Below are 23,649 nucleotides of genomic sequence, written 5' to 3'. Positions count from 1 at the left end.
AATAAGTCGATAGGTCTCTGTCGCTACCGTGATTGGACACTGACGCAGAGTCAACTAGCCTTGTCCGCATGGTTCTTTGCGCGTAGGAACCGGGACGGTCCGAGCCATGAGGGGGGAGGCTCGGACCGTCCGTTGTACGTAGCCGTGCTAAGCGCGCCTGCGTAGCGGCGGCTACGTCCCCCTCCCACGGCCGTGCCCTCATCTGCCTCGCGGCCGGACCACCGCTACTTCGCCGCCTCGTCGAGCGCTTGCAGCACATCGGCCACCAGGTCGTCGGCGTCCTCGGCGCCCGCGGAGAAACGGATGAAGCCCTCCGGGACGGCGTCACCGCCCCAGCGGCCACGGCGTTCGGCGGTGGAGCGCACGCCGCCGAAGCTGGTGGCGTCGTCTACCAGCCGCAGACTGCCGAGGAAGCGCTCCGCGTGCGCGCGGTCGGGCAGCACGAAGGACACCACGCAACCGAAGCGCCGCATCTGCCGCGCGGCGGTCCGGTGCGAGGGGTCGGTGGGCAGCCCCGGGTACCGCAGCCCGCTCACCTCCACGCGCCCGTCGAGCGCATGGGCCAGTGCGAGCGCGTTGGCGCACTGGCGGTCGGCGCGCAGCTGGAGGGTGGCCAGCGAGCGGTGCGCGAGCCATGCCTCCATCGGGCCCGGGATCGCCCCGGCGATCTTGCGCCAGCGCCGTACACCCGCCGCCAGTTCGGCGTCACGACAGGTCACGTGGCCGAGCAGGATGTCACCGTGGCCCGTCATCCCCTTGGTGTCACTGGCGACCGAGAAGTCCGCACCGAGCTCCAGCGGCCGTTGCCCCAGCGGGGTGGCGAGGGTGTTGTCGACGGCGACGAGTGCCCCCGCGGCATGCGCCGCATGGGCGAGCCGCCGTACGTCGCACACATCGAGACCAGGATTGGAGGGGGTCTCGAGCCACAGCAGTCGCGCCCCGTCCAGGACGGACAGCTGTGCGTCGTCTCCGGTAGGTGCGGTCCGCACCTGGATGCCGTAGGCCTCGAGCTGGGCCCGCACCATCGGCAGCACCTGGTAGCCGTCGGCGGGCAGCACGACCGTGTCGCCCGCCCTCAGCTGCGAGAAGAGCACGGCGGAGACCGCTGCCATCCCGGAGGCGAAGGTGAGCGTCTCGACGTCTTCTCCGGGCGCCTCCAGTTCACCGATGGCCCGTTCCAGATGGGTCCAGGTCGGGTTGTCGTCGCGACCGTAGGTGTAAGGGCCCGTCGCCTCGCCGGGGAGGTGGAAGTGGGCTGCGAAGACCGGCCCAGGCAGGGGCGGCTCGTACTTCACCGGTTCGGGCAGGCCCGCCCGTACGGCTCTGGTGCCGTCTCCGACCGTCATGCCAGGTGCTCCTCAACTGCTGTCCGTACGGCGGCGAGCAGGCCCTCGCTCGCCGCCTCCACCATCTCAAGGCAGTCCTCGAAGTCGTCCGTGCCGCCGTAGTAGGGGTCGGGCACGTCCAGGTCGTCGGGTTGCCTGGGGTCGTAAGCCCGCAGCAGCCGCACCTTCGCGGCGTCCGCGGGCGTCGGTGCGAGCCCTCGCAGGGCTCGCAGATGTCCTTCGTCCAGCGCGATCACAAGATCGAGCCGGGTGAACCAGGCGGCATGGAACTGGCGGGCGGTGTGCGCGCTCGCGTAGCCGGCCGCTTCCAGGACGGCAACGGTGCGCGGGTCTGCGCCGTTGCCTTCGTGCCAGCCTCCGGTGCCGGCACTGTCCGCCTCGACGGTAGCCGTCAGCCCCGCTTCCTCGATGCGTGCGCGGAAGACGGACTCGGCCATCGGCGAGCGGCATATGTTGCCGGTGCACACGAAGCAGACGCGATACGGGGTTCTCACGCGGTGTTCAGTCCTTGTCGGGCAGGGCGACGTTCAGTGCCCACGAGACTATGGAGATGATCAGGCCGCCGAGCACGGCGGTCCAGAAGCCTTCGACGTGGAAGTTCAGGCCGAGCTCGTCGGCGAGCCATGAGGTCAGGAGCAGCATCAGGGCGTTGATCACCAGGGTGATCAGGCCGAGGGTGAGGATGAACAGCGGCAGGGTGAGCAGTTTCACCACGGGTTTGACCAGGAAGTTCACCAGACCGAAGAGCAGGGCCACCAGGATCAGTGACAGTGTCTTCTTGCCGGTGGAGTCGCCGGTGAGGGTGATGTCCTGCATCAGCCAGATGGCCACCGCGAGGGCGCCAGCATTGGCGATCGTCTTGACTACAAAATTCGTCATGTGTCTGATCGTGGCAGACGTGATCGGGCCAAGTGGAGGGGCTGAAGGGCGATGAAAGCATTCCGACTCGATGAACTGGAGGCGGAGCGCGCCGCGAACGACGGGGCTTACCTCCAGTTTCTGCGCGAGCGGAACATGTCCGTCGGGCTGTACGCGCTCGACGCGGGCGAGACCGACCCTCAGCTGCCCCACAACCAGGACGAGGTCTACTTCGTCGTCAGCGGCCGGGCCTCCATCACCGTGGGCATGGAAACCACGCAGGTGGGGCGTGGCAGTGTCGTGTACGTGCCCGCGGGAGTGCCGCACAAGTTCCACCACATCAGCGAGGATCTGCGGGTGATGGTGGTCTTTTCTCCCCCCGAGAGCTGAGGGCGACCCTGACCGATCCCTAGGGGTTCGGTCAGGGGAGATCAAGGGCTCGCGGGCCCCCGGATGCCCCTGTCTCGCGCCTAGCATCGATGGCAGATACGCGAAGAGGCTCAGAGAAACGAGGTAGGACGATGGCTGTGCGGGAGATGTTCACGGGGATGCCGTGGTGGGTGAAGTGGGTTGCCGTGCCCGTCATCGCCCTTGTGGTGTTCGGTGGGCTCATTGCGAGCGTCGTCACCTTTGTGATCGGACTGCTCTTCAAGGTGTTGGTCTTCGTCGCCCTTGTCGGTGGACTCGTGTTCGTCGTACGGAAGTTCATGGCCTCCACCGGCTCGCGCAGCGACTGGTAGGGCGACCGGAAGCAGCCTGTACGACTGTTAGCCCGGCCGGGGGAACGCTCCCGTCGAACCCCGCCCTTGGGCCGATGCTGCCATTAGAGTGGCAAATCTTCGCCGCCCCTGGGGCAATTCCCCGGACGACAGCCGTCTGACCAGCACTTTCAGAGTTGCTGAGACTGAATTCCGGCTCGGTGCCCGAGTGTGCGGCGGCCGCGCGGGGGCGGCCCCCGCGGGCGGGCGGGATGCCCGTCACCACGCCTGGGGGTGACCTGTGGCCGGGTCTACGAACGCCGCTCCTACCCTGATCGGCTCGGTGCAGCGGGCGCTGAGACTGCTGGAGGCGGCGGGCGCCCATCCGGACGGAGCCCCCGCGAAGCAGCTCGCCCGCGCGGCCGGGATTCCGCTGCCCACCGCCTATCATCTGCTGCGCACCCTGACCCATGAGGACTATCTGCGCCGGGAGAAGGGCCTGTTCGCCCTCGGCGCGGCGGTCGGTCGGCTGGCCATCGGCGGCACGGTGCAGAATCGTCGCACCACCCTCGAGGACTTGCTGGCGCACTGGCGGGACACGATCGGCGTTCCGGTCTACTGCGCGGTCTACCGCGAGGACGAGATCGAACTCGTCGCGGTCGCCGACACCCCCCATGCCCCCGCCGTGACGGAGTGGGCCGACTTCCGGGAGACCGGTCATGCGCATGCGCTGGGGCAGTGCCTGCTGAGCCAGCTCGACGAGCGGGCCCGCCGTGATCATCTGGACCGTCATCCCGTGCAGCCCGTGACTCCGCACTCCGTGCGCGACCGGCGCACGCTGCTGGAACGGCTCTCCTGCGTCGGGCGCCCGGAGGTAGTGGTCGAGCGTCAGGAGTACGCGATCGGCACGGTGTGTGCGGCCATTCCCGTCACGGCCGGTTCGGCCGCGGCCACCGTGGCCATTTCGCTGCCCCTCCACCAGGAGGAACGGCTGCTCCCCGCGGTGGAACAACTACGCCATGGCGTCGGTGGACTTCTGGGGTCACTCGCGTTCTCTATCAGTATCTGAAAAATCACTCCTTGTGATCTGCTAGCGCTTCCACCACGCTTGCGTCAAGAGGGCCAACGGGGATCGTTCCTGGCCGTTTTCCTGCTTTGTCAGCACGGTTCATTCAGCTTCATCACCTGCGAGGTATGTGATGCGCGAGTCGGTCCAGGCCGAGGTCTTGATGAGTTTCCTTGTCTCCGAGGAGCTCTCCTTCCGGATCCCGGTGGAGCTCAACTACGAGATGGGGGACCCCTATGCGGTGCGGATGACGTTCCACCTGCCCGGTGATGCGCCGGTGACCTGGGCATTCGGGCGTGAATTGCTGCTCGACGGGATCAACCGGCCCAGCGGGGACGGCGATGTGCACATCGCGCCGGCCGAGCCCGAGGGCCTGTCCGACGTCAGGATCCGGCTCCGGGTCGGGAGCGACTCGGCGCTGTTCCGGGCGGGCGCGGCACCGCTCGTGGCGTTCCTGGACCGTACGGACAAGCTGGTTCCCCTCGGCCGGGAGCGCACGCTCAGCGACTTCGAGGACAGTCTGGAGGCGGAGCTCGGGCGCATCCTTGCCGAGGAGAGCGCCGGCTGACCCGAGCCGTACTCATGACCGCCCGCGGTTACTTCTTGCGCCGCCGGCCCCGGCCGCCGTGTCCCGGCGATCCGCCCAGCGCAGCGGGCGATCCGGTCTGCGCTGCCGCGGCTGCGGGCCGGTCGGCGGAAACCACCAGCGCCGCGAGCGCCGTGGTCACGGGGACGGAGGCGACCAGACCGATCGACCCCACCAGGGTCCGCACGATTTCCTGCGCGACCACCTCGCTGTTGGCCACGGTGCCCACGCTGGACTCTGCGATCGAGAAGAGCAGCAGCAAGGGCAACGCCGCGCCCGCATAGGCGAGTACGAGCGTGTTGACGACGGACGCGATGTGGTCGCGGCCGATGCGGATGCCCGCCCGGTAGAGAGCGCGCGAGCCCATGGCCGGATCGGCCTGATGGAGTTCCCAGACCGCAGACGTCTGGGTGACCGTCACATCGTCGAGCACACCGAGCGAGCCGATGATGATGCCGGCGAGCAGCAGACCGCTCATGTCGATGTCCGGATACAGGCCATGGATCAGGCCCGTGTAGTCGTCCGTGTTCCCGCTCAGGAACGCCCAGTCGATGAACAGCGATCCGAGCAGCCCGATCAGCAGCAGTGAGATGAGCGTGCCGATCACCGCGACCGAGGTGCGTGCGGTCAGCCCGTGGCACATGTAGAGCGCGATCAGCATGATGGCGCTGGCCCCGACGACCGCGACGATCAGCGGATTGGACCCCTGGAGGATCGCGGGCAGGATGAACAGGGTCAGCACGGCGAACGAGATGACGAGCGAGATCAGTGCCATCACGCCCCGCATCCGCCCCACCAGCACCACTGCCAGGGCGAAGATCCCGGCCAGCACCATCATCGGCAGCCCACGGTCGACGTCGGTCACCGAGTACTGGAGATCTGGCGGCGCATCGGGTGCGTAGGCCACCACCACTCCCTGGCCCTCGTGCAGTTGCCGCGGCGCGTCCGGCTGGACGATCTCGGTGAAGGTACGGCCCTTGTCCTTGCCGCTGGTGACCTCGACGGTGGCCTTGCCGCAACTGCCCTGCTGCGCCTCCACAGCCTTGCGTCCCTCGGGCGTCGAGGTGTCGCCGGTGGGTGGAACCTGGCCGACGTTCACGTCCTTGCAGTCGACCTGCTCGACCTTGACCACCTTGCCCTGCTCGGTCTGCCGGTCGAAGCCCACACCGGTGCGCTCATGACCCGGCACTCCGCCCGGCCACAGCACGACGAGGCCGACGAACACCGCTGTGGCGAACGGGATCAGTACCGCGGCGATGACCTTGCGAAGATGCTGCGAGACGGGCGCTGCGGGCCCGTGACTGTGCGTATGGCCAGGGGCGTGGCCCTGCGGCTCGGGGGTGTGCGGCGATGAGGTCACGGGCCGATCATCGCAAGAACGAGAGGGGCCCACTGTTCAGCACGCCAGATGTGACGCTAGCGTGGTGGGACCTTTGCACACGCGGGAGCTCGGAGCACCGGGCTGAGAGGGCGCTGACGAAGCTGCGCCGACCGCCGAACCTGTTACCGGGTAATGCCGGCGTAGGGAGTAGGTCTCATGACCGTATCGGACGCACGCACGCCTGCCTTGACGCAGATCGACGAGGCCGGGAAGTCCATCGGCTGGCACAAGGGATACGTCGAGGGCTCGCGCCCCGATCTCCTGGTGCCGGTGCGCACAGTGCACCTCACCAATGGCAAGGACGTGACGCTGTACGACACGTCCGGTCCGTACACCGATCCCGCCGTGGAGACCGATGTCCGCCGTGGGCTGTCGCCGGTGCGGGAGAACTGGATCATCGGCCGCGGTGACACCGAGGAGTACGCGGGCCGCCCGGTCCGCCCCGAGGACGACGGGATCAAGCACACTTCGCCGCGCGGAGGGCTGCGCAATCTCGACGCGGTCTTCCCGGGCCGTCCGCGTCAGCCGCGCAGGGGCCGCGACGGGCAGGCGGTGACGCAGCTCGCGTATGCGCGCCGGGGCGAGATCACGCCGGAGATGGAGTACGTCGCCATCCGCGAGAACGTCTCGCCCGAGGTGGTGCGTGAGGAGATCGCGGCAGGCCGGGCCGTCCTCCCGGCGAATGTGAACCATCCGGAGATCGAGCCGATGATCATCGGCAAGCGGTTCCTGGTGAAGGTCAACGCCAACATCGGCAACTCCGCGGTCACCTCCTCCATCGAGGAGGAGGTCGAGAAGATGACCTGGGCGACGCGTTGGGGCGCCGACACGGTGATGGACCTGTCCACCGGCCGCAACATCCACACCACGCGCGAGTGGGTGCTGCGCAACTCCCCCGTCCCGATCGGCACGGTGCCGCTCTACCAGGCCCTCGAGAAGGTCGACGGCAAGGCCGAGGAGCTGTCCTGGGAGATCTACAAGGACACTGTCATCGAGCAGGCGGAGCAGGGCGTCGACTACATGACGGTCCACGCGGGCGTGCTGCTGCGGTACGTCCCGCTGACCGCGCGCCGCAAGACAGGGATCGTCTCCCGCGGCGGCTCAATCATGGCGGCCTGGTGTCTGGCGCACCACAAGGAGTCGTTCCTGTACGAGAACTTCGAGGAGCTCTGCGAGATCCTCGCCTCGTACGACGTGACCTACTCCCTCGGTGACGGTCTGCGCCCCGGTTCTATCGCGGATGCCAACGACGAGGCGCAGTTCGCGGAACTGCGGACGCTGGGGGAGCTCAACTCGATCGCCAAGCGGTACAACGTGCAGACGATGATCGAGGGTCCGGGACATGTCCCGATGCACAAGATCAAGGAGAACATCGACCTTCAGCAGGAGATCTGCGAGGAGGCGCCCTTCTACACCCTGGGGCCCCTGACGACCGATGTGGCGCCCGCCTACGACCACATCACCTCAGGCATCGGTGCGGCGATGATCGCCTGGTGGGGCACCGCGATGCTCTGCTACGTCACGCCCAAGGAGCACCTGGGCCTGCCCAACCGGGACGATGTGAAGACCGGCGTCATCACGTACAAGATCGCGGCACATGCGGCGGACCTGGCCAAGGGGCACCCGGGGGCACAGGAGTGGGACGACGCGCTGTCGGACGCCCGGTTCGAGTTCCGGTGGGAGGACCAGTTCAATCTGGCACTCGACCCGGACACGGCACGGGAGTTCCACGACGAGACGCTGCCGGCCGAACCGGCGAAGACCGCGCACTTCTGCTCCATGTGCGGTCCGAAGTTCTGCTCGATGAAGATCAGTCGAAGCATCGCAGAGCAGTTCGGCGGTGACGACGGGGTGACCAGCCCTGACGACATCCACGCCGGGATGATGGCCAAGTCGGCCGAGTTCGCCGCACAGGGGAACCGGATCTACCTTCCTCTCGCCGAGTAACCCCCGGCAGCCCAGCGTTTCGGCGCGCGCACGCTCCCGATCCCTGCGGATCCGGGAGCGTGCCTCGTCCCACCGCTCAGGTCCACCCTGCCGCTAGAGGTTGCCGACCGACGCTCTCTTCGTACAAAGCGATGGAATGCCTGGAGAAATCGCCTATTCGGCGTAATGACATCACCCGGTTGCCGCGCACCAGGGTTATGGATGCGGTCGTTGTTGGACTATGACGAGAGCACAGAACTCGCCCGCCCTTACTGCCTGGCGTGTGGCCGGCGCTGATGCAGCGCAGTGGGCCTTTATCCCCGGCTCTTCCCAGCGCGCACCGGGGGGTAACGCGACGCTCCACTACAAGGACCAGCGCATCGAGCTGACGTACTCCTCCTCGGTGCTGGGTGACTTTCTGACGGTGATGGGCCAGATTCAGGCCGATTTCCACCGACGGTCGAACAGGGCGCACGTGTCGTCGATCATGCACGGCGACGGATGGACGGGGCGAAGCCTCCATGTATGACGAGTACGGCTCGTTCGTGTCAGCAACCGCACATCCGAATGTGAGCGGCTATGCCACATGGGTTGACCCGTATGCCACCTCCCCCAGGGACTCGCTGGGCGATCACCAGCCGATGGCTCCTCTCGGACTGGAGACCCTTGACGCGTCGTGGGATCCCGCGGTGGAACTGCAGCAGCTGCTGCTGCAGCCCCCTGACGGCCATGAATTCTGCAGCGCCTCTTCCGGTTATGGCCGCACGTCCGAATCACTGAAGGACAGTGCGCTCGTAGGGCTGAGTGGAGCCACCGCCGAACTGCCGCACGTACGGCCCGCGTCTCCCGGCCATCGTCGGCGGGCTCCCGCACGGAGCCCCAGTTTCACTCTGGTGCAGACAGCCAGCTTCTCCATTGCCGCACTGACCGTCGTCATCGTCTCCATGGTCAGCGTTTTCGGGGGCATGGTCGCCCTGGACCCGCTGCGCGACTTTGCCGAGTCACGCACCTCCCAGGGCCTGATCGGCTGGTGGCCGCTTCTGGTCTACGGGCCCTGGATGGTGGCGTCTCTCTGCATCCTGCATGCGTCGCTGCATCAGCGCCGGACGGTGCACTCCTGGTCCGTCGTCCTGTTCTTCTCCACCGTCGCCACCTGGTTGTGCGTGACGCAAGCACCCAGGACGCTCACCGACGCCGCCACCGCCGCACTGCCTCCCCTCGCAGCACTGGCCTGTTTCCAACAACTCGTCCGGCTCATCACCTTGGTTCGGCCACCCCGCCAGAGCACCCCGCGCCACCGCACCCGTGTCTCGTCCTTTGCCGGCCGGCGCGCGTCCGCCGCACGTGTCGGCAAGGCCCCGCGCACGTCACTGCGTGAGTCGGACCGGACGGCCCCCCATAAGCAAGAGTCTTCGAGAACCGCCTTTCCCCGGCAGCATTCGCCTCAGCGGGGCTGGTTCCTCTAGCGCCGTTCTCCGACCCGCCGACTGATCCTCCGGCGGCCGAGCGTCCCCCAGGACATTCCTGGGGGACGCTTTTGTGAAGCGCGACCTGGGGCGGGTGTCGTTACTCCGGCTGGTGTTCGGGGCCGCCGAAGTCGGGGCTGGAGAAGTCCGGACTGGTGAAGGTCGGCCGCTGTCCCGCGGTCGAGCCCTCACTGGGGCTCGAGAAGTCGGGACCGCTGTAGCCGATCTTGGGGATACGGCTCACCGGGCGGGGCGGTCGAGCAGAGGCAGGGTCGGCACTGGGGTCGTCCAGGGCAGCACGCAGGAAGGGCAGGATTCCCCGTTCCAGCAGGGCGTGGCGCCAGGCGTCCTTGGCACGGGCGACCTCGTCCGGCAGCTCCCCTGTGGTCTCCTCGGCCGCGACCTGGGTGGCACCGTTGCGCAGGGCGGTGAGGAGCAGCGCCACGGCGGCGACCAGGATCGCTCCCGCGGTGAGAGCCCCGAAGAACCAGCCGGCGGTGAGCAGGGTGCCGGCGAAGGACGCGGTCGGGCTGAGCATTTGCAGGATGTAGCCGACGAGCAGGAATATCAGAGCGGCGGTGCCCGCGAGCACCGGCGCCAGAACGGCGATCACGGCGGCGAAGCCCGCGCCGCTCCCGTCGGCCTCGTCCGCAGTGGCGAGGCCGGAGGCGCGCTCGGATGTGGTGGCCGCAGGAGTGCGTGCTTGTGAGCGGATCTTTACGTAGTGATCGTATTCGGCAGCGGCCGACGTGGTGATCAGCGCCGTCGCGTTCAGCGCCATGGTGCGCAGTTGTTCGGCGTTGAGGCGCAGCCCCACGGCCGCGAGGTCCGGACGTTCACGGGCGTTGCGCAGCGCGTCGTCGAGGATCCGCTCGTATTCGGCGCGGTCCTCGGTCAGCAGGTGCGGAGCGCTGTTCATGTGCATCCCCCGATGCTCCGTAGGGCCCGGATTTCCTGCATGTGCGGGAGGGTTGGGCGGAAACGGAGGAGAGTCTGCTACGGATAAGCCGATGGTAGAGCGGTTACCGCGGGGGGTGACAGGGGGTTTCCATAAATCGCCCGGTGCCGTGCGGTTCAGTTGGACAGGGGGAGTTGCACGACAAGGAGCTTTCCGGCCATGGTCACGCCGCCGTCCATGGCGATCGCAAGCCCGTCGGCGTACACGTGCGGGCCCTCGACGACGGGACGCTCCCCGTCCTCGCCTTCCTCGGTGCCGACCTCGCCCAGCAGGTACGGGATGGGGCTGTGGCCGTGCACCACGCGTCCGCCGCCGTAGGTGGAGAGCAGTTCGCGCACCGCCTGGGGACCTGCCTCGTCGCGGAAGGCGAAGCGCTTGGTGAACTTGCGGAACAGGTCCCAGCACTCGTCCGCGTCGTTGCGGGTGAGGATCGCGTGCACGGTGTCGTTGACGTCCGCGATGGTGGAGCCGTAGTCGAGGTAGGCGGTCGTGTCGGAGTGCAGCAGCAGGTGGCCCTCCTCCTCGACCACGGCGTCGAGCCGCGCCATCCACTGCAGATGCACTTCCTGCAGCCGGTCCATGTCGGCCTTCTGGCCGCCGTTGAGCAGCCAGGCGGCCTGGAAGGTGGCGGTGCCCGCGCCGGAGTTGACGGGAGTGTCACCGAAACGCTTGGCGCCGAGCAGCAGCAGCTCGTGGTTGCCCATCAGCGCCTTGCAGTAGCCGCCGGCGGCGGCCGCTTCGGCGGACAGCCGCATGACGAGGTCGATGACGCCGATGCCGTCGGGGCCCCGGTCGGTGAAGTCGCCGAGGAACCACAGGCGGGCATTGCCCGCGGCCCAGTTGCCTTCGGCGTCGATGAGACCCTGCTCGGCCAGTGCCGCGACGAGTTCGTCGAGGTAGCCGTGGACATCGCCGACGACATAGAGCGGGCCGAGCCCCTCGGGCGCGGGCTGCTCGTCGGCGTCGACCTGGACCTGGACGGTGTCGCCGGGGCCGCCGCGATTGATCACCGGGAGATCGCGGGCGGTGGGGGTGTAGCCCTCCGGCGGTTCACCCTCGGGGAAGACGTTTCCGGGATGGCTGGAGTCCATCGCCTCTGACTGCACGGGCACCTGCGCGTACGGCGGTACGCGGAAATCGCGCAACGTCGCCGTCCGCACCACGGGTCCTTGACCGGCCCCCTGAGTCATCGACCCCTCCACCACCGTCGCGCCGCCGTTCACCTTTCGGCCCAGCCTGGTCGGGGTGGTCCGCGGTGTCGTTCGCCCATCATAGGAATGAGCCCGGCGCTGTGTGACGCACCAGGGGTGGTGAATCCGCGTGCACCCCTGGTTCACCGACCGTTTCGTCCCGATTGGGAAGGTCTAGTCCTTCTCTGGTGAGCGCGGGGCGCTCACGGTCGTGCGTGGAGGGCGGCGCTGCGACGACGTCCGGACGATCAGTTCGGTCGGTATCACCTGCTCGACCGGCCGGTCTTCGTCGACTCCCTCGATCGCGTCGATGAGTAACTGGACGACCGCGGTGCCGATCCGCCGCGGCTTGAGCGAGAGCGTGGTGATCGGCGGCTCGGTGGTGGCGTAGACGGTCGACTCGCTGCAGCACACGAGGAGCAGATCGTCCGGGACGCGCAGGCCGTAGCGGCGGGCGGCGGCCAGCAGATCGGTGCCGTTGGGGTCGAAGAGCCCGTAGACGGCATCGGGCCGGTCGGGACGGGCGAGCAGCCGGTCGGCGGCCACGGCCCCCGCGCGCGGGTCGTGGGCCGGGTAGGACTCGTACACCGGGTCCTGTCCGACGCGTTCGCACCAGTTGAGATACGCGGTGGTCGACAGGCGGGTGTACGTGTCGGTGGTGGTGCCGGTGAGCAGGCCGATCCGGCGGGCGCCGGCGGCGGCGAGATGGTCCAGCAGATCGAGTACGGCCGCTTCGTGGTCGTTGTCCACCCAGGCGGTGACCGGGAGGGTGCCGGCCGGGCGTCCGTCGGAGACGACGGGCAGACCCTGACGGACCAGCTCGGTGACGACCGGGTCGTGGTCGGAGGGATCGATGACGACGGTGCCGTCGAGGGCGACGTTCGACCAGACGTCATGGCGTGAGGTGGCGGGCAGGATGACGAGGGCGTAGCCGCGTGCGAGCGCGGCGGAGGTCGCGGCTCTGGCCATTTCGGCGAAGTACGCGAATTCCGTGAAGGTGAAAGGTTCATCCCCGTAGGTCGTCACCGTCAGACCGATCAAGCCCGACTTCCCGGTACGGAGGGTGCGGGCCGCGGCGGACGGGCGGTAGCCCAGTCGGTCGGCGACCTCACGGACATGCCGACGGGTGGCGTCCGGGAGCCGGCCCTTCCCGTTGAGTGCGTCGGAGACAGTCGTGATGGAGACCCCGGCGGCGGCGGCCACGTCTCGGATGCCCGCCCGACCTCGCCGGCTGCCCCGGCGGGATGTATCCGTCCGGCTCACCTGATGCTTCCCTGCTGCTGTCATGGCGAGCCGATAGTAGGGCTCGCACGGGTGGTAGAGCCGGTCGCATATGCGCGTACTGACAGGCACGTTTTTGCATGATCATTAACAATCAATGGCCATGGAAGCAAAGGGAGTTGTGGCCTGTTGGCGTGGTGTCTCGGGTGTCGGGCCACGCGAGCCTGTTGAAGGGCCCAGGTTGCGAAGAGGTCTCAACTCACCATTACGAGGGACGCGCGCCACGGAGTGAGCCACCGGCGCGCGCCAGGGTGGGGCGCTCCCCCCTTTCGTTGCCGCCGGCCATTCGCAGTGGGCGCGAATCCTCATAAGGTAAGGAGTATTGGTGAGCGGTACCGATGTGTACGGCCCGAGGTCGACGGTCGAGGAGGACCTGCGGTGAGCGAGACGAGTCCCAAGCTGCGCGCCGAGCTGGACGGCATCCCCACGTACAAGCCGGGCAAGCCGGCGGCAGCCGGTGGCCCGGTCGCCTACAAGCTGTCGTCCAACGAGAACCCCTATCCGCCGCTGCCGGGCGTGATGGAGAGCGTGATCGCGGCGAGTCAGGGGTTCAACCGCTACCCGGACATGGCCTGCACCGGTCTGATGAACGAGCTCTCGGACCGTTTCGGGGTGCCGTTGACGCACCTGGCGACCGGTACCGGATCGGTGGGCGTCGCCCAGTCGCTGCTGCAGTCCACCTCCGGACCCGGTGACGAGGTGATCTACGCCTGGCGCTCCTTCGAGGCGTACCCGATCATCACCCGGATCAGCGGGGCGAAGCCGGTGGAGGTGCCGCTGACCGCCGGTGAGGTGCACGACCTGGACGCCATGGCCGATGCGGTCACCGAGCGGACCCGGCTGATCTTCGTCTGCAACCCCAACAACCCGACCGGCACCGTGGTGCGCCGGGCCGAGCTGGAGCGGTTCCTGGACCGGGTGCCGTCGGATGTGCTGGTGGTGCTGGACGAGGCCTACCGGGAGTTCATCCGCGACGCGGATGTCCCCGACGGCCTCGAGATCTACCGCGAGCGTCCGAACGTGGCAGTGCTGCGCACCTTCTCCAAGGCGTACGGCCTGGCGGGGCTGCGGGTCGGCTTCGCCGTTGCCCCTGAGCCGGTGGCCGCCGCCCTGCGCAAGACCGCGGTTCCCTTCGGCGTCACGCAGCTCGCGCAGGACGCGGCGGTGGCGTCGCTGCGGGCCGAGGACGAGCTGCTCGGGCGGGTCGGCTCGCTGGTGTGCGAACGCGCCAAGGTGTACGAGGGCCTGGTCGAGCAGGGCTGGACGGTGCCCGAGACCCAGGCGAACTTCGTCTGGCTGCGTCTTGGCGCGCACACTCTCGACTTCGCGGCCGCCTGCGAGAAGGCGGGTGTGGTCGTACGGCCCTTCGCGGGTGAGGGGGTGCGGGTCACGATCGGGGAGTCCGAGGCCAACGAACTGTTCCTGCACACCGCGGCGACCTTCCGCAAGGAGCTGTAGCCCGGCCGCGCCGGGCTCTCTCCGGCATCGCACCCCCCGTGAGCGAGGCGCTCACGGGGGGTTTTCTCGGTTGGGGGCGTTGGGGGACCCCCGGTCGACGGCCCCGAATGCGTGTGCGCCATAATGCTTGTGAATGTGAACGCGTTCACAAGCTCGATCGCTTTCTCCCGTCATCGGGCGAATCGGCCCCGGGTGAACAGCCGCTGTGATCATGGCGAGTAAGGAGATGACGACGTGGACCTGGCTCTGGCGCCGGAAACCCTGGCGCGTTGGCAGTTCGGCATCACCACCGTCTACCACTTCCTCTTCGTCCCCCTGACGATCTCGCTCGCCGCGCTCACCGCCGGCCTGCAGACCGCCTGGGTGCGCACGGAGAACGAGAAATACCTCAGGGCCACCAAGTTCTGGGGCAAGCTCTTTCTGATCAACATCGCCATGGGCGTCGTCACGGGGATCGTGCAGGAGTTCCAGTTCGGCATGAACTGGTCGGACTACTCGCGCTTCGTCGGCGACATCTTCGGCGCCCCGCTCGCCTTCGAGGCGCTGATCGCGTTCTTCTTCGAGTCGACCTTCGTCGGACTGTGGATCTTCGGCTGGGACAAGCTGCCGAAGAAGATCCATCTCGCCTGCATCTGGATGGTCTCGATCGGCACCATCCTGTCCGCGTACTTCATCCTCGCGGCCAACTCCTGGATGCAGCACCCGGTCGGCTACCGGATCAACGAGGAACGCGGGCGGGCCGAGCTCACCGACTTCTGGCAGGTCCTCACCCAGAACACCGCGCTCACCCAGTTCTTCCACACCATGACGGCCGCCTTCCTCGTCGGCGGCGCCTTCTTGGCCGGCATCTCCGCCTTCCATCTGGCCCGCAGGAAGCACATCCCGGTGATGCGCACCTCGCTGCGGCTCGGGCTGGTCACCATCGCGATCGCCGGACTGCTCACCGCCGTCAGTGGTGACCTGCTCGGCAAGGTCATGTTCAAGCAGCAGCCCATGAAGATGGCCGCCGCCGAGGCGCTCTGGGACGGCGAGGCGCCCGCGCCCTTCTCGATCTTCGCCTACGGGGACGTCGACGCCGGCCACAACAAGGTGGCGATAGAGGTCCCGGGCCTGCTGTCCTTCCTGGCCAACGACGACTTCGACTCGTATGTCCCGGGCATCAACGACGTCAACAAGGCGGAGCAGGAGAGGTTCGGCCCCGGCGACTACCGGCCCAACATCCCCGTCGCCTACTGGGGCTTCCGCTGGATGATCGGCTTCGGGATGGCATCCCTCGGCATCGGCATGCTCGGCCTCTGGCTGACCCGCAGGAAGTTCCTTCTGCCGCCCGCGCTGCGGACCTCCGAGGACGAGGTCCCGCATCTGGTCCTCTTCCGGAACAAGGCGCTGAGCCCCCGGCTGAGCAGGTGGTACTGGCTCATCGCCCTGTGGACCATGGCGTTCCCGCTGATCGCCAACTCCTGGGGCTGGATCTTCACCGAGATGGGCCGCCAGCCCTGGGTCGTCTACGGCGTGCTGCGCACGCGGGATGCGGTGTCCCCCGGTGTCTCCCAGGCCGAGGTCCTCACCTCGATGACCGTCTTCACCCTGCTATACGCGGTGCTCGCCGTGATCGAGGTCCGGCTGCTGGTGAAGTACGTCAAGGCCGGACCGCCCGAGCTCACCGAGGCCGACCTCAATCCGCCCACCAGGATCGGCGGCGACGACCGTGACGCCGACCGCCCGATGGCCTTCTCGTACTGAGACCGCTGAGGAGCTGAGGCATGGAACTCCACGACGTCTGGTTCGTACTCATCGCCGTCCTGTGGATCGGCTACTTCTTCCTGGAGGGATTCGACTTCGGAGTCGGCGTCCTGACGAAGCTGCTGGCCAGGGACCGGAGCGAGCGGCGCGTCCTGATCAACACCATAGGACCCGTCTGGGACGGCAACGAAGTGTGGCTGCTGACCGCCGGTGGCGCGACCTTCGCCGCCTTTCCCGAGTGGTACGCCACGCTCTTCTCCGGCTTCTATCTGCCCCTGCTGTCCATCCTGGTCTGTCTGATCGTGCGCGGGGTCGCCTTCGAGTACCGGCACAAGCGCAGCGAGGAGCGCTGGCAGACCAACTGGGAGCACGCGATCTTCTGGACCTCGCTGCTTCCGGCCCTGCTGTGGGGTGTGGCGTTCGGCAACATCGTGCGCGGAGTGAAGATCGACGAGAACAAGGAGTACGTCGGCTCCTTCTTCGACCTCCTCAACCCGTACGCGCTCCTGGGCGGGCTGGTGACGCTCACGCTCTTCACCTTCCATGGCGCGGTGTTCGCCGCGCTGAAGACGGTGGGGGACATCAGGACCAGGGCCCGGGCACTGGCGCTGAAGCTCGGACTGCTCACGGCCGTGGTGGCGCTCGGATTTCTGCTCTGGACCCAGATCTCGCGCGGTGACGGCACCAGCCTGATCGCGATGATCGTCGCGGTGGCGGCGCTGGTCGGGGCGGTCGTAGCCATCAAGGCGGGCCGCGAGGGCTGGTCGTTCGCACTGTCGGGGGTGACCATCGCGGCAGCCGTGGCGATGCTGTTCCTCACCCTCTTCCCGAACGTCATGCCGTCCTCGCTCAATGACGCCTGGAGCCTGACGGTCACCAACGCCTCGTCGAGCCCGTACACGTTGAAGATCATGACGTGGTGTGCTGGTATCGCCGCGCCGCTCGTCATGCTCTACCAGGGCTGGACGTACTGGGTGTTCCGCAAGCGGATCGGCACCCAGCACATCGCCGATGCCCATTAGCGGGGGATGTTTCACGTGAAACCGATCGACCCGCGACTGCTCCGGTACGCCCGGGCCACCCGGCACTTCCTGATCGCGGTGGTGGCCCTCGGGCTGGCCGGGGCGGCGCTGGTCATCGCCCAGGCGATGCTGATCGCCGAGGTCGTGGTCGGTGCGTTCCAGCAGGGGCTGACCACCTCCGGTTCGGCGACGCCGCTCGCGCTGCTCGCGGCGGTCGCTCTCGGCCGGGCGGCCGTGGCCTGGTTGACGGAACTGGCCGCGCACCGGGCAAGCGCCGCGGTCAAGTCGGAGCTCCGCGGCCGACTGCTGGAGCGTGCCGCGGAGCTGGGCCCGGACTGGCTGAGCGGGCAGCGCAGTGGATCGCTCGTCGCGCTCGCGACGCGTGGCATCGACGCACTGGACGACTACTTCTCGCGCTACCTGCCACAGCTGGGGCTCGCGGTGGTGGTGCCGGTCGCGGTGCTGGCGCGGATCGTGACCGAGGACTGGATCTCGGCCGCGGTCATCGTGGTGACGCTGCCGCTGATCCCTCTGTTCATGGTGCTGATCGGCTGGGCGACACAGGCCCGGATGGACCGTCAGTGGCATGTGCTGTCCCGGCTGTCGGGTCACTTCCTGGACGTGGTCGCCGGCCTGCCGACCCTGAAGGTGTTCGGGCGGGCGAAGGCACAGGCCGAGTCGATCCGGGCCATCACCTCCCAGTACCGGCAGGCGACCCTGCGCACTCTGAGGATCGCGTTCCTGTCGTCGTTCGCACTGGAGTTGCTGTCGACCCTGTCGGTGGCGCTGGTCGCGGTCGGCATCGGTATGCGGCTCGTCCATGGTGACCTGGATCTGTACACGGGTCTGGTGATCCTGATGCTGGCGCCCGAGGCGTATCTGCCGATCCGCCAGGTCGGCGCGCAGTATCACGCGGCGGCGGAGGGGCTGTCGGCCGCGGAGGAGATCTTCGAGGTGCTGGGCACCCAGCCACGGGCGGCGGGTACGGGCCGGGTGCCGGACACGCTCCGGCTGGAGCTCGACGCGGTGACCGTGCGGCACGAGGGGCGCGATGAGGCCTCGCTGGATGCGGCCTCTCTCGTGGTGGAGCCCGGCGAGACGGTCGCGTTGGTCGGGGAGAGCGGGGTCGGGAAGTCGACGCTGCTGAATGTGCTGCTGGGCTTTGCCGTGCCCGCCGAAGGGCAGGTGCGTATCGGCGGTACGGACCTGGCCGATCTCGATCCCGACCAGTGGAGGGAGCAGATCGCCTGGGTGCCCCAGCGGCCGTATCTGTTCGCCGGGACGATCGCTGAGAACGTCCGGCTCGCGCGGCCGGACGCCGATGACACGGCGGTGCATGCGGCGCTGCGGGAGGCAGAGGCGTACGACTTCGTCTCCGCACTCCCCCTGGGCGCGGGCACCTGGCTCGGCGAGGACGGGGCGGGACTCTCGGCCGGGCAGCGGCAACGGCTCGCGCTGGCCCGGGCGTTCCTCGCGGACCGGCCGCTCCTGCTGCTCGACGAACCCACCGCGGCACTCGACGGCGAGACGGAGGCGGGCATCGCCCGGGCCGTGGGACGTCTGGCGCGCGGGCGGACGGTGCTGCTCGTCGTGCACCGTCCCGCGCTGCTGGCCGTGGCGGACCGGGTGGTCACGCTCACCCGGCGCAGTGCCCCCGCGCCAGAGGGCGGACGTACCGAAGAAGGTGCTGCGCCCGTCGGACCAGGGACACGTTCCGTGCCGGAAGAGCTGCCGACCCGAACCGCGAACGCGCAGGTGTCCCCTCAGTCGGAGCCGCGCTCGCCGCTGGCGCGGGTGCGGGCGGCCGCCGGGGAACTGCGCGGTCGGCTCGTTCTCGCACTGGCGCTGGGCAGTGTGGCGCTCGGGTCCGCCGTGGGGCTGATGGCGGTGTCCGGTTGGCTGATCTCCCGCGCGTCCGAACAGCCGCCCGTGCTCTATCTGATGGTGGCTGTGACGGCGACCCGGGCCTTCGGTATCGGACGGGCCGTCTTTCGTTACGCGGAGCGGCTCGTGTCCCACGATGCCGTGCTGCGGATGCTCGCCGAGATGCGGGTGTCGGTCTACCGCAGGCTGGAGCGGATCGCCCCCGCCGGGCTGCGCCGTGCCCGACGTGGGGACCTGCTCTCACGGCTGGTCGCCGATGTGGACGCCCTCCAGGACTATTGGCTGCGCTGGCTGCTGCCCGCGGGGACAGCCGCTGTCGTCGGAGCGGCGTCCGTCACGTTCACGGCATGGCTGCTGCCCGAGGCCGGTGCGGTCCTCGCCGCCGGGCTGCTCGCCGCAGGAGTGGGCGTGCCGATGGCCGGGGCGGCGTTCGCGCGCCGGGCCGAGGGGCGGCTGGCCACCGCGCGAGGGACACTGGCCGGCCGCATCGCCGATCTGCTCGGCGGGACGGCCGAGTTGACGATCGGCGGAGCGCTGAAGCGGTGGCTCGCAGGAGCACGCGAGGCGGACCGGGAGCTCACTCGTATCGCCGCCCGGGGTGCGGCTGCGACGGCGCTCGGCGCCGGCCTCTCCGCGCTGGTATGCGGCCTGACCGTGGTGTGCGCCGCGTTCGTCGGGGTCCAGGCCGTGCGGGACGGGCGGCTCGACGGGGTCAGTCTGGCGGTCGTCGTGCTGACACCGCTCGCCGCGTTCGAAGCGGTCACAGGACTGCCCCTGGCCGTCCAGTACCGCCAGCGGGTCAGGCGTAGCGCCGCGCGGGTGTACGAGGTGCTGGACGCGCCCGTCCCGGTGCAGGAACCGCGTCAGCCTGCCGCCCCGCCGGGCACGGCGTTCCCACTCGAGCTGCGAGGGATCTGCGCCCGCCACCCGGACCAGCGGCGGGACGCGCTCGAAGACTTCGACCTGACGCTGACGGCCGGACAGCGGATCGCGGTCGTCGGAGCGTCGGGATCGGGAAAGACGACCCTTGCCCAGCTGCTGCTGCGCTTCCTGGACCTCCGCACGGGGACGTACACCATCGGTGGAGTGACCGCGGCGGCAATGGACGAGGACGCGGTGCGCACGTTCGTGGGGCTGTGCGCGCAGGATGCCCATCTCTTCGACAGCTCCCTGCGCGAGAACCTCAGGCTCGCCCGCACCGCGGCCACGGAGGAGGAGCTGCGGCAGGCGCTGCGTGACGCCCGGCTGCTGGAGTGGGTCGATGCCCTGCCCCACGGTCTCGACACACTCGTGGGCGAGCACGGTGCGCGGCTTTCCGGCGGTCAGCGCCAGAGGCTGGCACTGGCGCGTGCGCTGCTTGCCCGGTTCCCGGTGCTGATGCTCGACGAGCCGGCCGAGCACCTCGATCTCGCAACGGCCGATGCGCTGACCGCCGATCTGCTGGCGGCGACCGAGAGCCGCGCCGCCGAAGGTGTGGCGACCGTGCTGATCACGCACCGGCTGCGTGGTCTGGAAGCAGTCGACGAGATCGTCGTTCTGGAGGAGGGGCGCTGCGTGCAGCGCGGCCGGTACGAGGAGCTCGCCGATGTCGACGGGCCGCTGCGCCGGATGCTGGAGCGGGAGAGGGCCGCAGACCTGCTCAGTACCCGACTTCCTGTCTGACACGGGACGTACCGGCCGGGGGCAGTGCCCGGACCGGAGGATCAGGTCCGCCGTTGCCCCGGTCGCGACGGTCACTGGGCCAGGTGGCCGTACGACACCTCAGCGGTACGGGAAATCACACCGGCGCCGGGTGACGATCCGTGGATGTGCTTGAGACACCGCGACCGGCTGCTGCTCGTTCCCGTGGTGCTGTGCACGCTCCTCGGCACGGCAGTACCCACCGCCACCGCGTCCGACGGCCCCGGTCCCGCCCTCAGCGTCGAAGTCGCGCGCCTGTACGAGGAGGCGGGCAGGGCCACCGAGCAGTACGAGCGGGGAAGGCGCGCGGCCGAGGCGCAGGGTGCCTCGGCCGACAAACTCCAGCGCCAGCTGACGCGGAAGCGGCGCACCCTTGGTGCCATCCACGACGCCCTCGGCGCTGTCGCCCGTGACCAGTACCGCACCGGCAGTCCGCTGGTCCACGCTGCCGGGCTGCTGCTCGCCGACAACCCCGAGGAGCTGATGCGGGCACGGCGGCTGGCCTGGCAGGCGGAGGTGGCGGTCAACCGGCTGCTGGAGCGGGCCAGGCAGGCCGAGCGGCGGCTGGCGCGGGCAGAGGACCGGGCCCGGGCCGCCTGGCGCGACCTCGACGCCCGCCGCGCCCGGCTCGCCGACATCAAGCGCGGCATCGAGACCAAGCTGGAGAGCGCGCAGTGGGATCTGCAGGGTGAGGCGGACCGCAGTGTGGCGGCGGGCGCGTGTGCCGGCCCCGTGCGGCTCAAGCAGCCGGGGGGCGTGCCGCGGGGTTCGGAGTGGGTGACGCCGGTGGAGAAGTACAGCCTGTCCGCCGGTTTCGACAGTGCGGGTGAGCGCTGGGCGCACCGGCACACCGGGCAGGACTTCGCGGTGGGCATCGGGGCGCCCGCGCGGTCGGTCGGAGCGGGCCGGGTCGTGTCCGTCTCGTGCGGCGGAGGGTTCGGCATCGAGATCGTTATCCAGCACCCGAACGGCTACTACTCGCAGTATGCGCACCTGGCGGCTGTAACCGTCGACACCGGCGAGCAGGTGCGCGCCGGGCAGTGGATCGGCCAGGCGGGCACCACGGGCAACTCGACGGGGCCGCACCTGCATTTCGAGGTGCGGCTCACGCCGTATCTGGGCTCCGGGGTGGATCCGGTGGCCTGGCTGAAGGAGCGCGGGGTGTTTCTCTGAGCACGCCGCCGACCGGTGGTCAGCGCTGCTGCTTCTGCCGCCGGGCGAGGATCTCCTCGATCACCACGGCGACGCCGTCCTCGTTGTTGGCTATCGTCCGCCCGGAAGCCGCTGCTATCACATCGGGGTGGGCGTTGCCCATCGCGTACGAGGTCCCCGCCCAGGTCAGCATCTCCACGTCGTTGGGCATGTCCCCGAACGCCACGACCTCGTCGGCGGAGATCCCGCGCTGCGCACAGCACAGCGCGAGGGTGCTCGCCTTGCTCACTCCCAGGCCGCTGATCTCCAGCAGCGCGGTCGGGCTGGAGCGGGTGAAGGACGCGAGCTGACCGGCGGCGGTGCGCGCGAGGGTGAGGAAGCCGTCGGGCGTCAGCTCGGGATGCTGGGCGAGCAGTTTGATCACCGGGGCGCCCTCGCCGGGCCGCTCCTCGCTCAGCAGCTTCTCGGCGGTGGCGACGGTCGCCCCGGGGTCGAGGTGGAACGGGGGATAGTGCGGCTCGTAGTGGATGCCGGTCGCCAGCTCGACCGCGAAGGAGGTGCCGGGGGCGGCGTCGCGCAGCGTACGTACGACATCCAGAGCACGAGCCCGCGGCAGATCGCGGACCTCCAGCAGCTTCCCGCCCGCATGCAGATCCACCACGGCCGCGCCGTTTGCGCAGATGGCGAGGCCGTGGCCGTGGACGTGGTCGCTGACGACATCCATCCAGCGGGCCGGCCTGCCGGTGACGAAGAAGACCTCGATCCCGGCCTCCTCCGCGGCGGCGAGCGCGGCGATGGTGCGGTCCGAGACGGACTTGTCGTCGCGCAGCAGGGTGCCGTCGAGGTCGGTGGCGATCAGCCGGGGGCTGGTGGGCAGGGGGCGGGAATCGATAGCTGAGGTCACCGATCCATTCTCCCGTACCGTGCTGCACGTGCGTGCGGCCGCCCGCACATCTGAGTGAGTACCAGGGGGTGGCTCGGGGGACGTACGCTCGACGCATGCGTTTGAGTACCGTGATCCTTCCTGTCCGCGCCTGGCGTCAAGGCGGTCGTGACGAGTGGCTGCGCGCCGAGCAGCTCGGTTTTCACGCCGCGTACACCTATGACCACCTGTCGTGGCGGACCTTTCGGGACGGTCCCTGGTACGGCGCGGTGCCCACCCTGACCGCCGCGGCGGCCGCCACCGAGCGGCTGAGGCTGGGCACGCTGGTGACCTCTCCGAACTTCCGGCACCCGGTCACCCTGGCCAAGGACCTGATCTCGCTGGACGACGTCTCGGGCGGACGGATCACGCTGGGCATCGGCGCCGGCGGTACGGGCTTCGACGCGACGGCGATGGGCCAGGAGGCATGGACGCCCAGGGAACGGGCAGAACGCTTCGCCGAGTTCGTGCCCCTGCTCGACCGGCTGCTGACCGAGGACTCCGTGACCTACGAGGGGACCTTCTACTCGGCGGTCGAGGCCCGCAACATCCCCGGCTGCGTACAGCGGCCCCGCCTGCCCTTCGCCGTCGCCGCGACCGGGCCGCGAGGGTTGAGGCTGGCGGCGGAGCACGGCCAGTCATGGGTGACCACCGGTGACCCGAAGCTCTTCGAGACCGGGACCCCCGAGGAGTCCCGTGAGGCCATCCGCGGCCAGATGGCGAAGCTCGCCAAGGCATGTGCCGACGTCGGCCGGGAGGCGTCCGCGATCGACAAGATCCTGCTCACCGGCTTCACCCCCGATCGGGACCGGCCGCTTCGGTCACTGGACGCCTTCGTCGACTTCGCGGGCAGGCACTTCGAGCTCGGCTTCGACGAGATCGTCGTCCACTCGCCCATTCCCGACTCGGACTTCGCCGCCGACCAGGCGGTCTTCGAGCAGATCGCGACCGAGGGCCTGGCCCAGCTGGGCGGCTGAGGGGGCGACGTGCCGGGCCTGGCCCAGCGCCCGGCGACTCGCTGTCTCTTCCGTC

Annotated in this window: 21 protein-coding genes and 1 riboswitch; of the genes, 13 read left to right on the top strand and 8 right to left on the bottom strand. The window is 69.0% G+C overall.

Features of this window, described 5'->3' with window-relative positions:
• Positions 1 to 224: 224 nt before the first annotated feature.
• From ACFYWI_RS13700 to ACFYWI_RS13690, 3 genes are read right to left on the bottom strand one after another with little or no spacing between them, the layout of a single operon-like run.
• Positions 225 to 1,346, bottom strand: coding sequence for a cystathionine gamma-lyase (locus ACFYWI_RS13700; RefSeq protein ID WP_389230255.1), 1,122 nt, complete (start codon positions 1,344 to 1,346; stop codon positions 225 to 227).
• Positions 1,343 to 1,840, bottom strand: a complete 498-nt coding sequence (locus ACFYWI_RS13695; protein WP_389230251.1) for a low molecular weight protein-tyrosine-phosphatase — start codon at positions 1,838 to 1,840, stop codon at positions 1,343 to 1,345. The genes ACFYWI_RS13700 and ACFYWI_RS13695 overlap by 4 nt, the downstream gene beginning before the upstream one ends.
• Positions 1,841 to 1,847: 7 nt before the next feature.
• Positions 1,848 to 2,225: a phage holin family protein gene (locus ACFYWI_RS13690; protein WP_389230248.1), complete on the bottom strand. Its 378-nt coding sequence runs from the start codon at positions 2,223 to 2,225 to the stop codon at positions 1,848 to 1,850.
• Between the two features lie 51 nt (positions 2,226 to 2,276).
• On the opposite strand from ACFYWI_RS13690, the gene ACFYWI_RS13685 reads away from it, so the two are divergent.
• The 4 genes from ACFYWI_RS13685 (at position 2,277) to ACFYWI_RS13670 (ending at position 4,536) form a co-directional block, all read left to right on the top strand.
• Positions 2,277 to 2,594 carry a cupin domain-containing protein gene (locus tag ACFYWI_RS13685; RefSeq protein WP_389230245.1) on the top strand — a complete coding sequence of 106 codons (318 nt, stop codon included), beginning with the start codon at positions 2,277 to 2,279 and terminating at the stop codon, positions 2,592 to 2,594.
• 137 nt (positions 2,595 to 2,731) lie between these two features.
• Entirely contained in the window at positions 2,732 to 2,944 is a 213-nt protein-coding gene (locus tag ACFYWI_RS13680) for a DUF5326 family protein (RefSeq protein WP_389230942.1), read from the top strand.
• 259 nt (positions 2,945 to 3,203) lie between these two features.
• Positions 3,204 to 3,971 (top strand): IclR family transcriptional regulator, encoded by a 768-nt coding sequence (locus tag ACFYWI_RS13675; protein ID WP_389230242.1) that lies wholly within the window; start codon positions 3,204 to 3,206, stop codon positions 3,969 to 3,971.
• A 130-nt stretch (positions 3,972 to 4,101) separates the two neighbouring features.
• Positions 4,102 to 4,536, top strand: coding sequence for an SsgA family sporulation/cell division regulator (locus ACFYWI_RS13670; RefSeq protein WP_389230239.1), 435 nt, complete (start codon positions 4,102 to 4,104; stop codon positions 4,534 to 4,536).
• A 28-nt stretch (positions 4,537 to 4,564) separates the two neighbouring features.
• Here ACFYWI_RS13670 and ACFYWI_RS13665 read toward each other — a convergent pair whose 3' ends face one another.
• A complete protein-coding gene (locus ACFYWI_RS13665; RefSeq protein ID WP_389230236.1) occupies positions 4,565 to 5,914 on the bottom strand; it encodes a YibE/F family protein in 1,350 nt (449 codons plus the stop codon).
• A gap of 71 nt (positions 5,915 to 5,985) precedes the next feature.
• Positions 5,986 to 6,099: riboswitch (TPP riboswitch) on the top strand.
• Between ACFYWI_RS13665 and thiC the strand changes: the two genes are divergently transcribed.
• The 3 genes from thiC (at position 6,092) to ACFYWI_RS13650 (ending at position 9,327) form a co-directional block, all read left to right on the top strand.
• The gene (gene thiC, locus ACFYWI_RS13660; RefSeq protein WP_389230233.1) at positions 6,092 to 7,882 is read left to right on the top strand and encodes a phosphomethylpyrimidine synthase ThiC; all 1,791 of its coding nucleotides are present in this window, start codon (positions 6,092 to 6,094) and stop codon (positions 7,880 to 7,882) included. It overlaps the preceding riboswitch by 8 nt.
• Before the next feature lie 262 nt (positions 7,883 to 8,144).
• On the top strand, positions 8,145 to 8,390 hold the full coding sequence (locus ACFYWI_RS13655; protein ID WP_389230230.1) for a hypothetical protein: 246 nt from the start codon (positions 8,145 to 8,147) through the stop codon (positions 8,388 to 8,390).
• A 16-nt stretch (positions 8,391 to 8,406) separates the two neighbouring features.
• On the top strand, positions 8,407 to 9,327 hold the full coding sequence (locus ACFYWI_RS13650) for a DUF2637 domain-containing protein (RefSeq protein ID WP_389230227.1): 921 nt from the start codon (positions 8,407 to 8,409) through the stop codon (positions 9,325 to 9,327).
• A gap of 100 nt (positions 9,328 to 9,427) precedes the next feature.
• Here the strand turns inward: ACFYWI_RS13650 and ACFYWI_RS13645 are convergent, their stop codons facing one another.
• The 3 genes from ACFYWI_RS13645 to ACFYWI_RS13635 form a co-directional block, all read right to left on the bottom strand.
• Complete coding sequence (locus ACFYWI_RS13645) at positions 9,428 to 10,252, bottom strand: hypothetical protein (RefSeq protein ID WP_389230224.1); 825 nt, start codon at positions 10,250 to 10,252, stop codon at positions 9,428 to 9,430.
• A gap of 149 nt (positions 10,253 to 10,401) precedes the next feature.
• A complete protein-coding gene (locus ACFYWI_RS13640) occupies positions 10,402 to 11,490 on the bottom strand; it encodes a metallophosphoesterase (RefSeq protein ID WP_389230939.1) in 1,089 nt (362 codons plus the stop codon).
• Positions 11,491 to 11,649: 159 nt separating this feature from the next.
• A complete protein-coding gene (locus tag ACFYWI_RS13635) occupies positions 11,650 to 12,762 on the bottom strand; it encodes a LacI family DNA-binding transcriptional regulator (protein WP_389230221.1) in 1,113 nt (370 codons plus the stop codon).
• A 372-nt stretch (positions 12,763 to 13,134) separates the two neighbouring features.
• On the opposite strand from ACFYWI_RS13635, the gene hisC reads away from it, so the two are divergent.
• From hisC to ACFYWI_RS13610, 5 genes are all read left to right on the top strand, one after another.
• Positions 13,135 to 14,214: a histidinol-phosphate transaminase gene (gene hisC, locus ACFYWI_RS13630; RefSeq protein WP_389230218.1), complete on the top strand. Its 1,080-nt coding sequence runs from the start codon at positions 13,135 to 13,137 to the stop codon at positions 14,212 to 14,214.
• 234 nt (positions 14,215 to 14,448) lie between these two features.
• Positions 14,449 to 15,957 (top strand): cytochrome ubiquinol oxidase subunit I, encoded by a 1,509-nt coding sequence (locus ACFYWI_RS13625; protein ID WP_389230215.1) that lies wholly within the window; start codon positions 14,449 to 14,451, stop codon positions 15,955 to 15,957.
• Between the two features lie 20 nt (positions 15,958 to 15,977).
• Positions 15,978 to 16,979: a cytochrome d ubiquinol oxidase subunit II gene (gene cydB, locus ACFYWI_RS13620; RefSeq protein ID WP_389230212.1), complete on the top strand. Its 1,002-nt coding sequence runs from the start codon at positions 15,978 to 15,980 to the stop codon at positions 16,977 to 16,979.
• 15 nt (positions 16,980 to 16,994) lie between these two features.
• On the top strand, positions 16,995 to 20,525 hold the full coding sequence (gene cydD / locus ACFYWI_RS13615; RefSeq protein ID WP_389230209.1) for a thiol reductant ABC exporter subunit CydD: 3,531 nt from the start codon (positions 16,995 to 16,997) through the stop codon (positions 20,523 to 20,525).
• Positions 20,526 to 20,669: 144 nt separating this feature from the next.
• Entirely contained in the window at positions 20,670 to 21,716 is a 1,047-nt protein-coding gene (locus ACFYWI_RS13610) for a peptidoglycan DD-metalloendopeptidase family protein (protein ID WP_389230205.1), read from the top strand.
• Between the two features lie 19 nt (positions 21,717 to 21,735).
• Here ACFYWI_RS13610 and ACFYWI_RS13605 read toward each other — a convergent pair whose 3' ends face one another.
• Entirely contained in the window at positions 21,736 to 22,599 is an 864-nt protein-coding gene (locus ACFYWI_RS13605) for a Cof-type HAD-IIB family hydrolase (RefSeq protein ID WP_389230202.1), read from the bottom strand.
• Positions 22,600 to 22,694: 95 nt separating this feature from the next.
• Here ACFYWI_RS13605 and ACFYWI_RS13600 point away from each other — a divergent pair, with 95 nt between their 5' ends.
• Entirely contained in the window at positions 22,695 to 23,594 is a 900-nt protein-coding gene (locus ACFYWI_RS13600; protein WP_389230199.1) for an LLM class flavin-dependent oxidoreductase, read from the top strand.
• Positions 23,595 to 23,649 lie beyond the last annotated feature (55 nt).

Origin of the sequence: Streptomyces sp. NPDC002889 (genome assembly GCF_042888425.1) — a bacterium.
In the GTDB taxonomy this organism is placed as follows: Bacteria; Actinomycetota; Actinomycetes; order Streptomycetales; family Streptomycetaceae; genus Streptomyces.
This window is presented reverse-complemented; position numbering and strand designations above follow the sequence as displayed.

Coding starts and splice junctions, on each gene's coding strand:
- ACFYWI_RS13635 (WP_389230221.1), bottom strand. CDS start 12,762: ATGACAGCAGCAGGGAAGCATCAGGTGAGCCGGACGGATACATCCCGC.
- ACFYWI_RS13670 (WP_389230239.1), top strand. CDS start 4,102: ATGCGCGAGTCGGTCCAGGCCGAGGTCTTGATGAGTTTCCTTGTCTCC.
- ACFYWI_RS13610 (WP_389230205.1), top strand. CDS start 20,670: ATGTGCTTGAGACACCGCGACCGGCTGCTGCTCGTTCCCGTGGTGCTG.
- ACFYWI_RS13600 (WP_389230199.1), top strand. CDS start 22,695: ATGCGTTTGAGTACCGTGATCCTTCCTGTCCGCGCCTGGCGTCAAGGC.
- ACFYWI_RS13645 (WP_389230224.1), bottom strand. CDS start 10,252: ATGCACATGAACAGCGCTCCGCACCTGCTGACCGAGGACCGCGCCGAA.
- ACFYWI_RS13685 (WP_389230245.1), top strand. CDS start 2,277: ATGAAAGCATTCCGACTCGATGAACTGGAGGCGGAGCGCGCCGCGAAC.
- thiC (WP_389230233.1), top strand. CDS start 6,092: ATGACCGTATCGGACGCACGCACGCCTGCCTTGACGCAGATCGACGAG.
- ACFYWI_RS13700 (WP_389230255.1), bottom strand. CDS start 1,346: ATGACGGTCGGAGACGGCACCAGAGCCGTACGGGCGGGCCTGCCCGAA.
- cydB (WP_389230212.1), top strand. CDS start 15,978: ATGGAACTCCACGACGTCTGGTTCGTACTCATCGCCGTCCTGTGGATC.
- ACFYWI_RS13690 (WP_389230248.1), bottom strand. CDS start 2,225: ATGACGAATTTTGTAGTCAAGACGATCGCCAATGCTGGCGCCCTCGCG.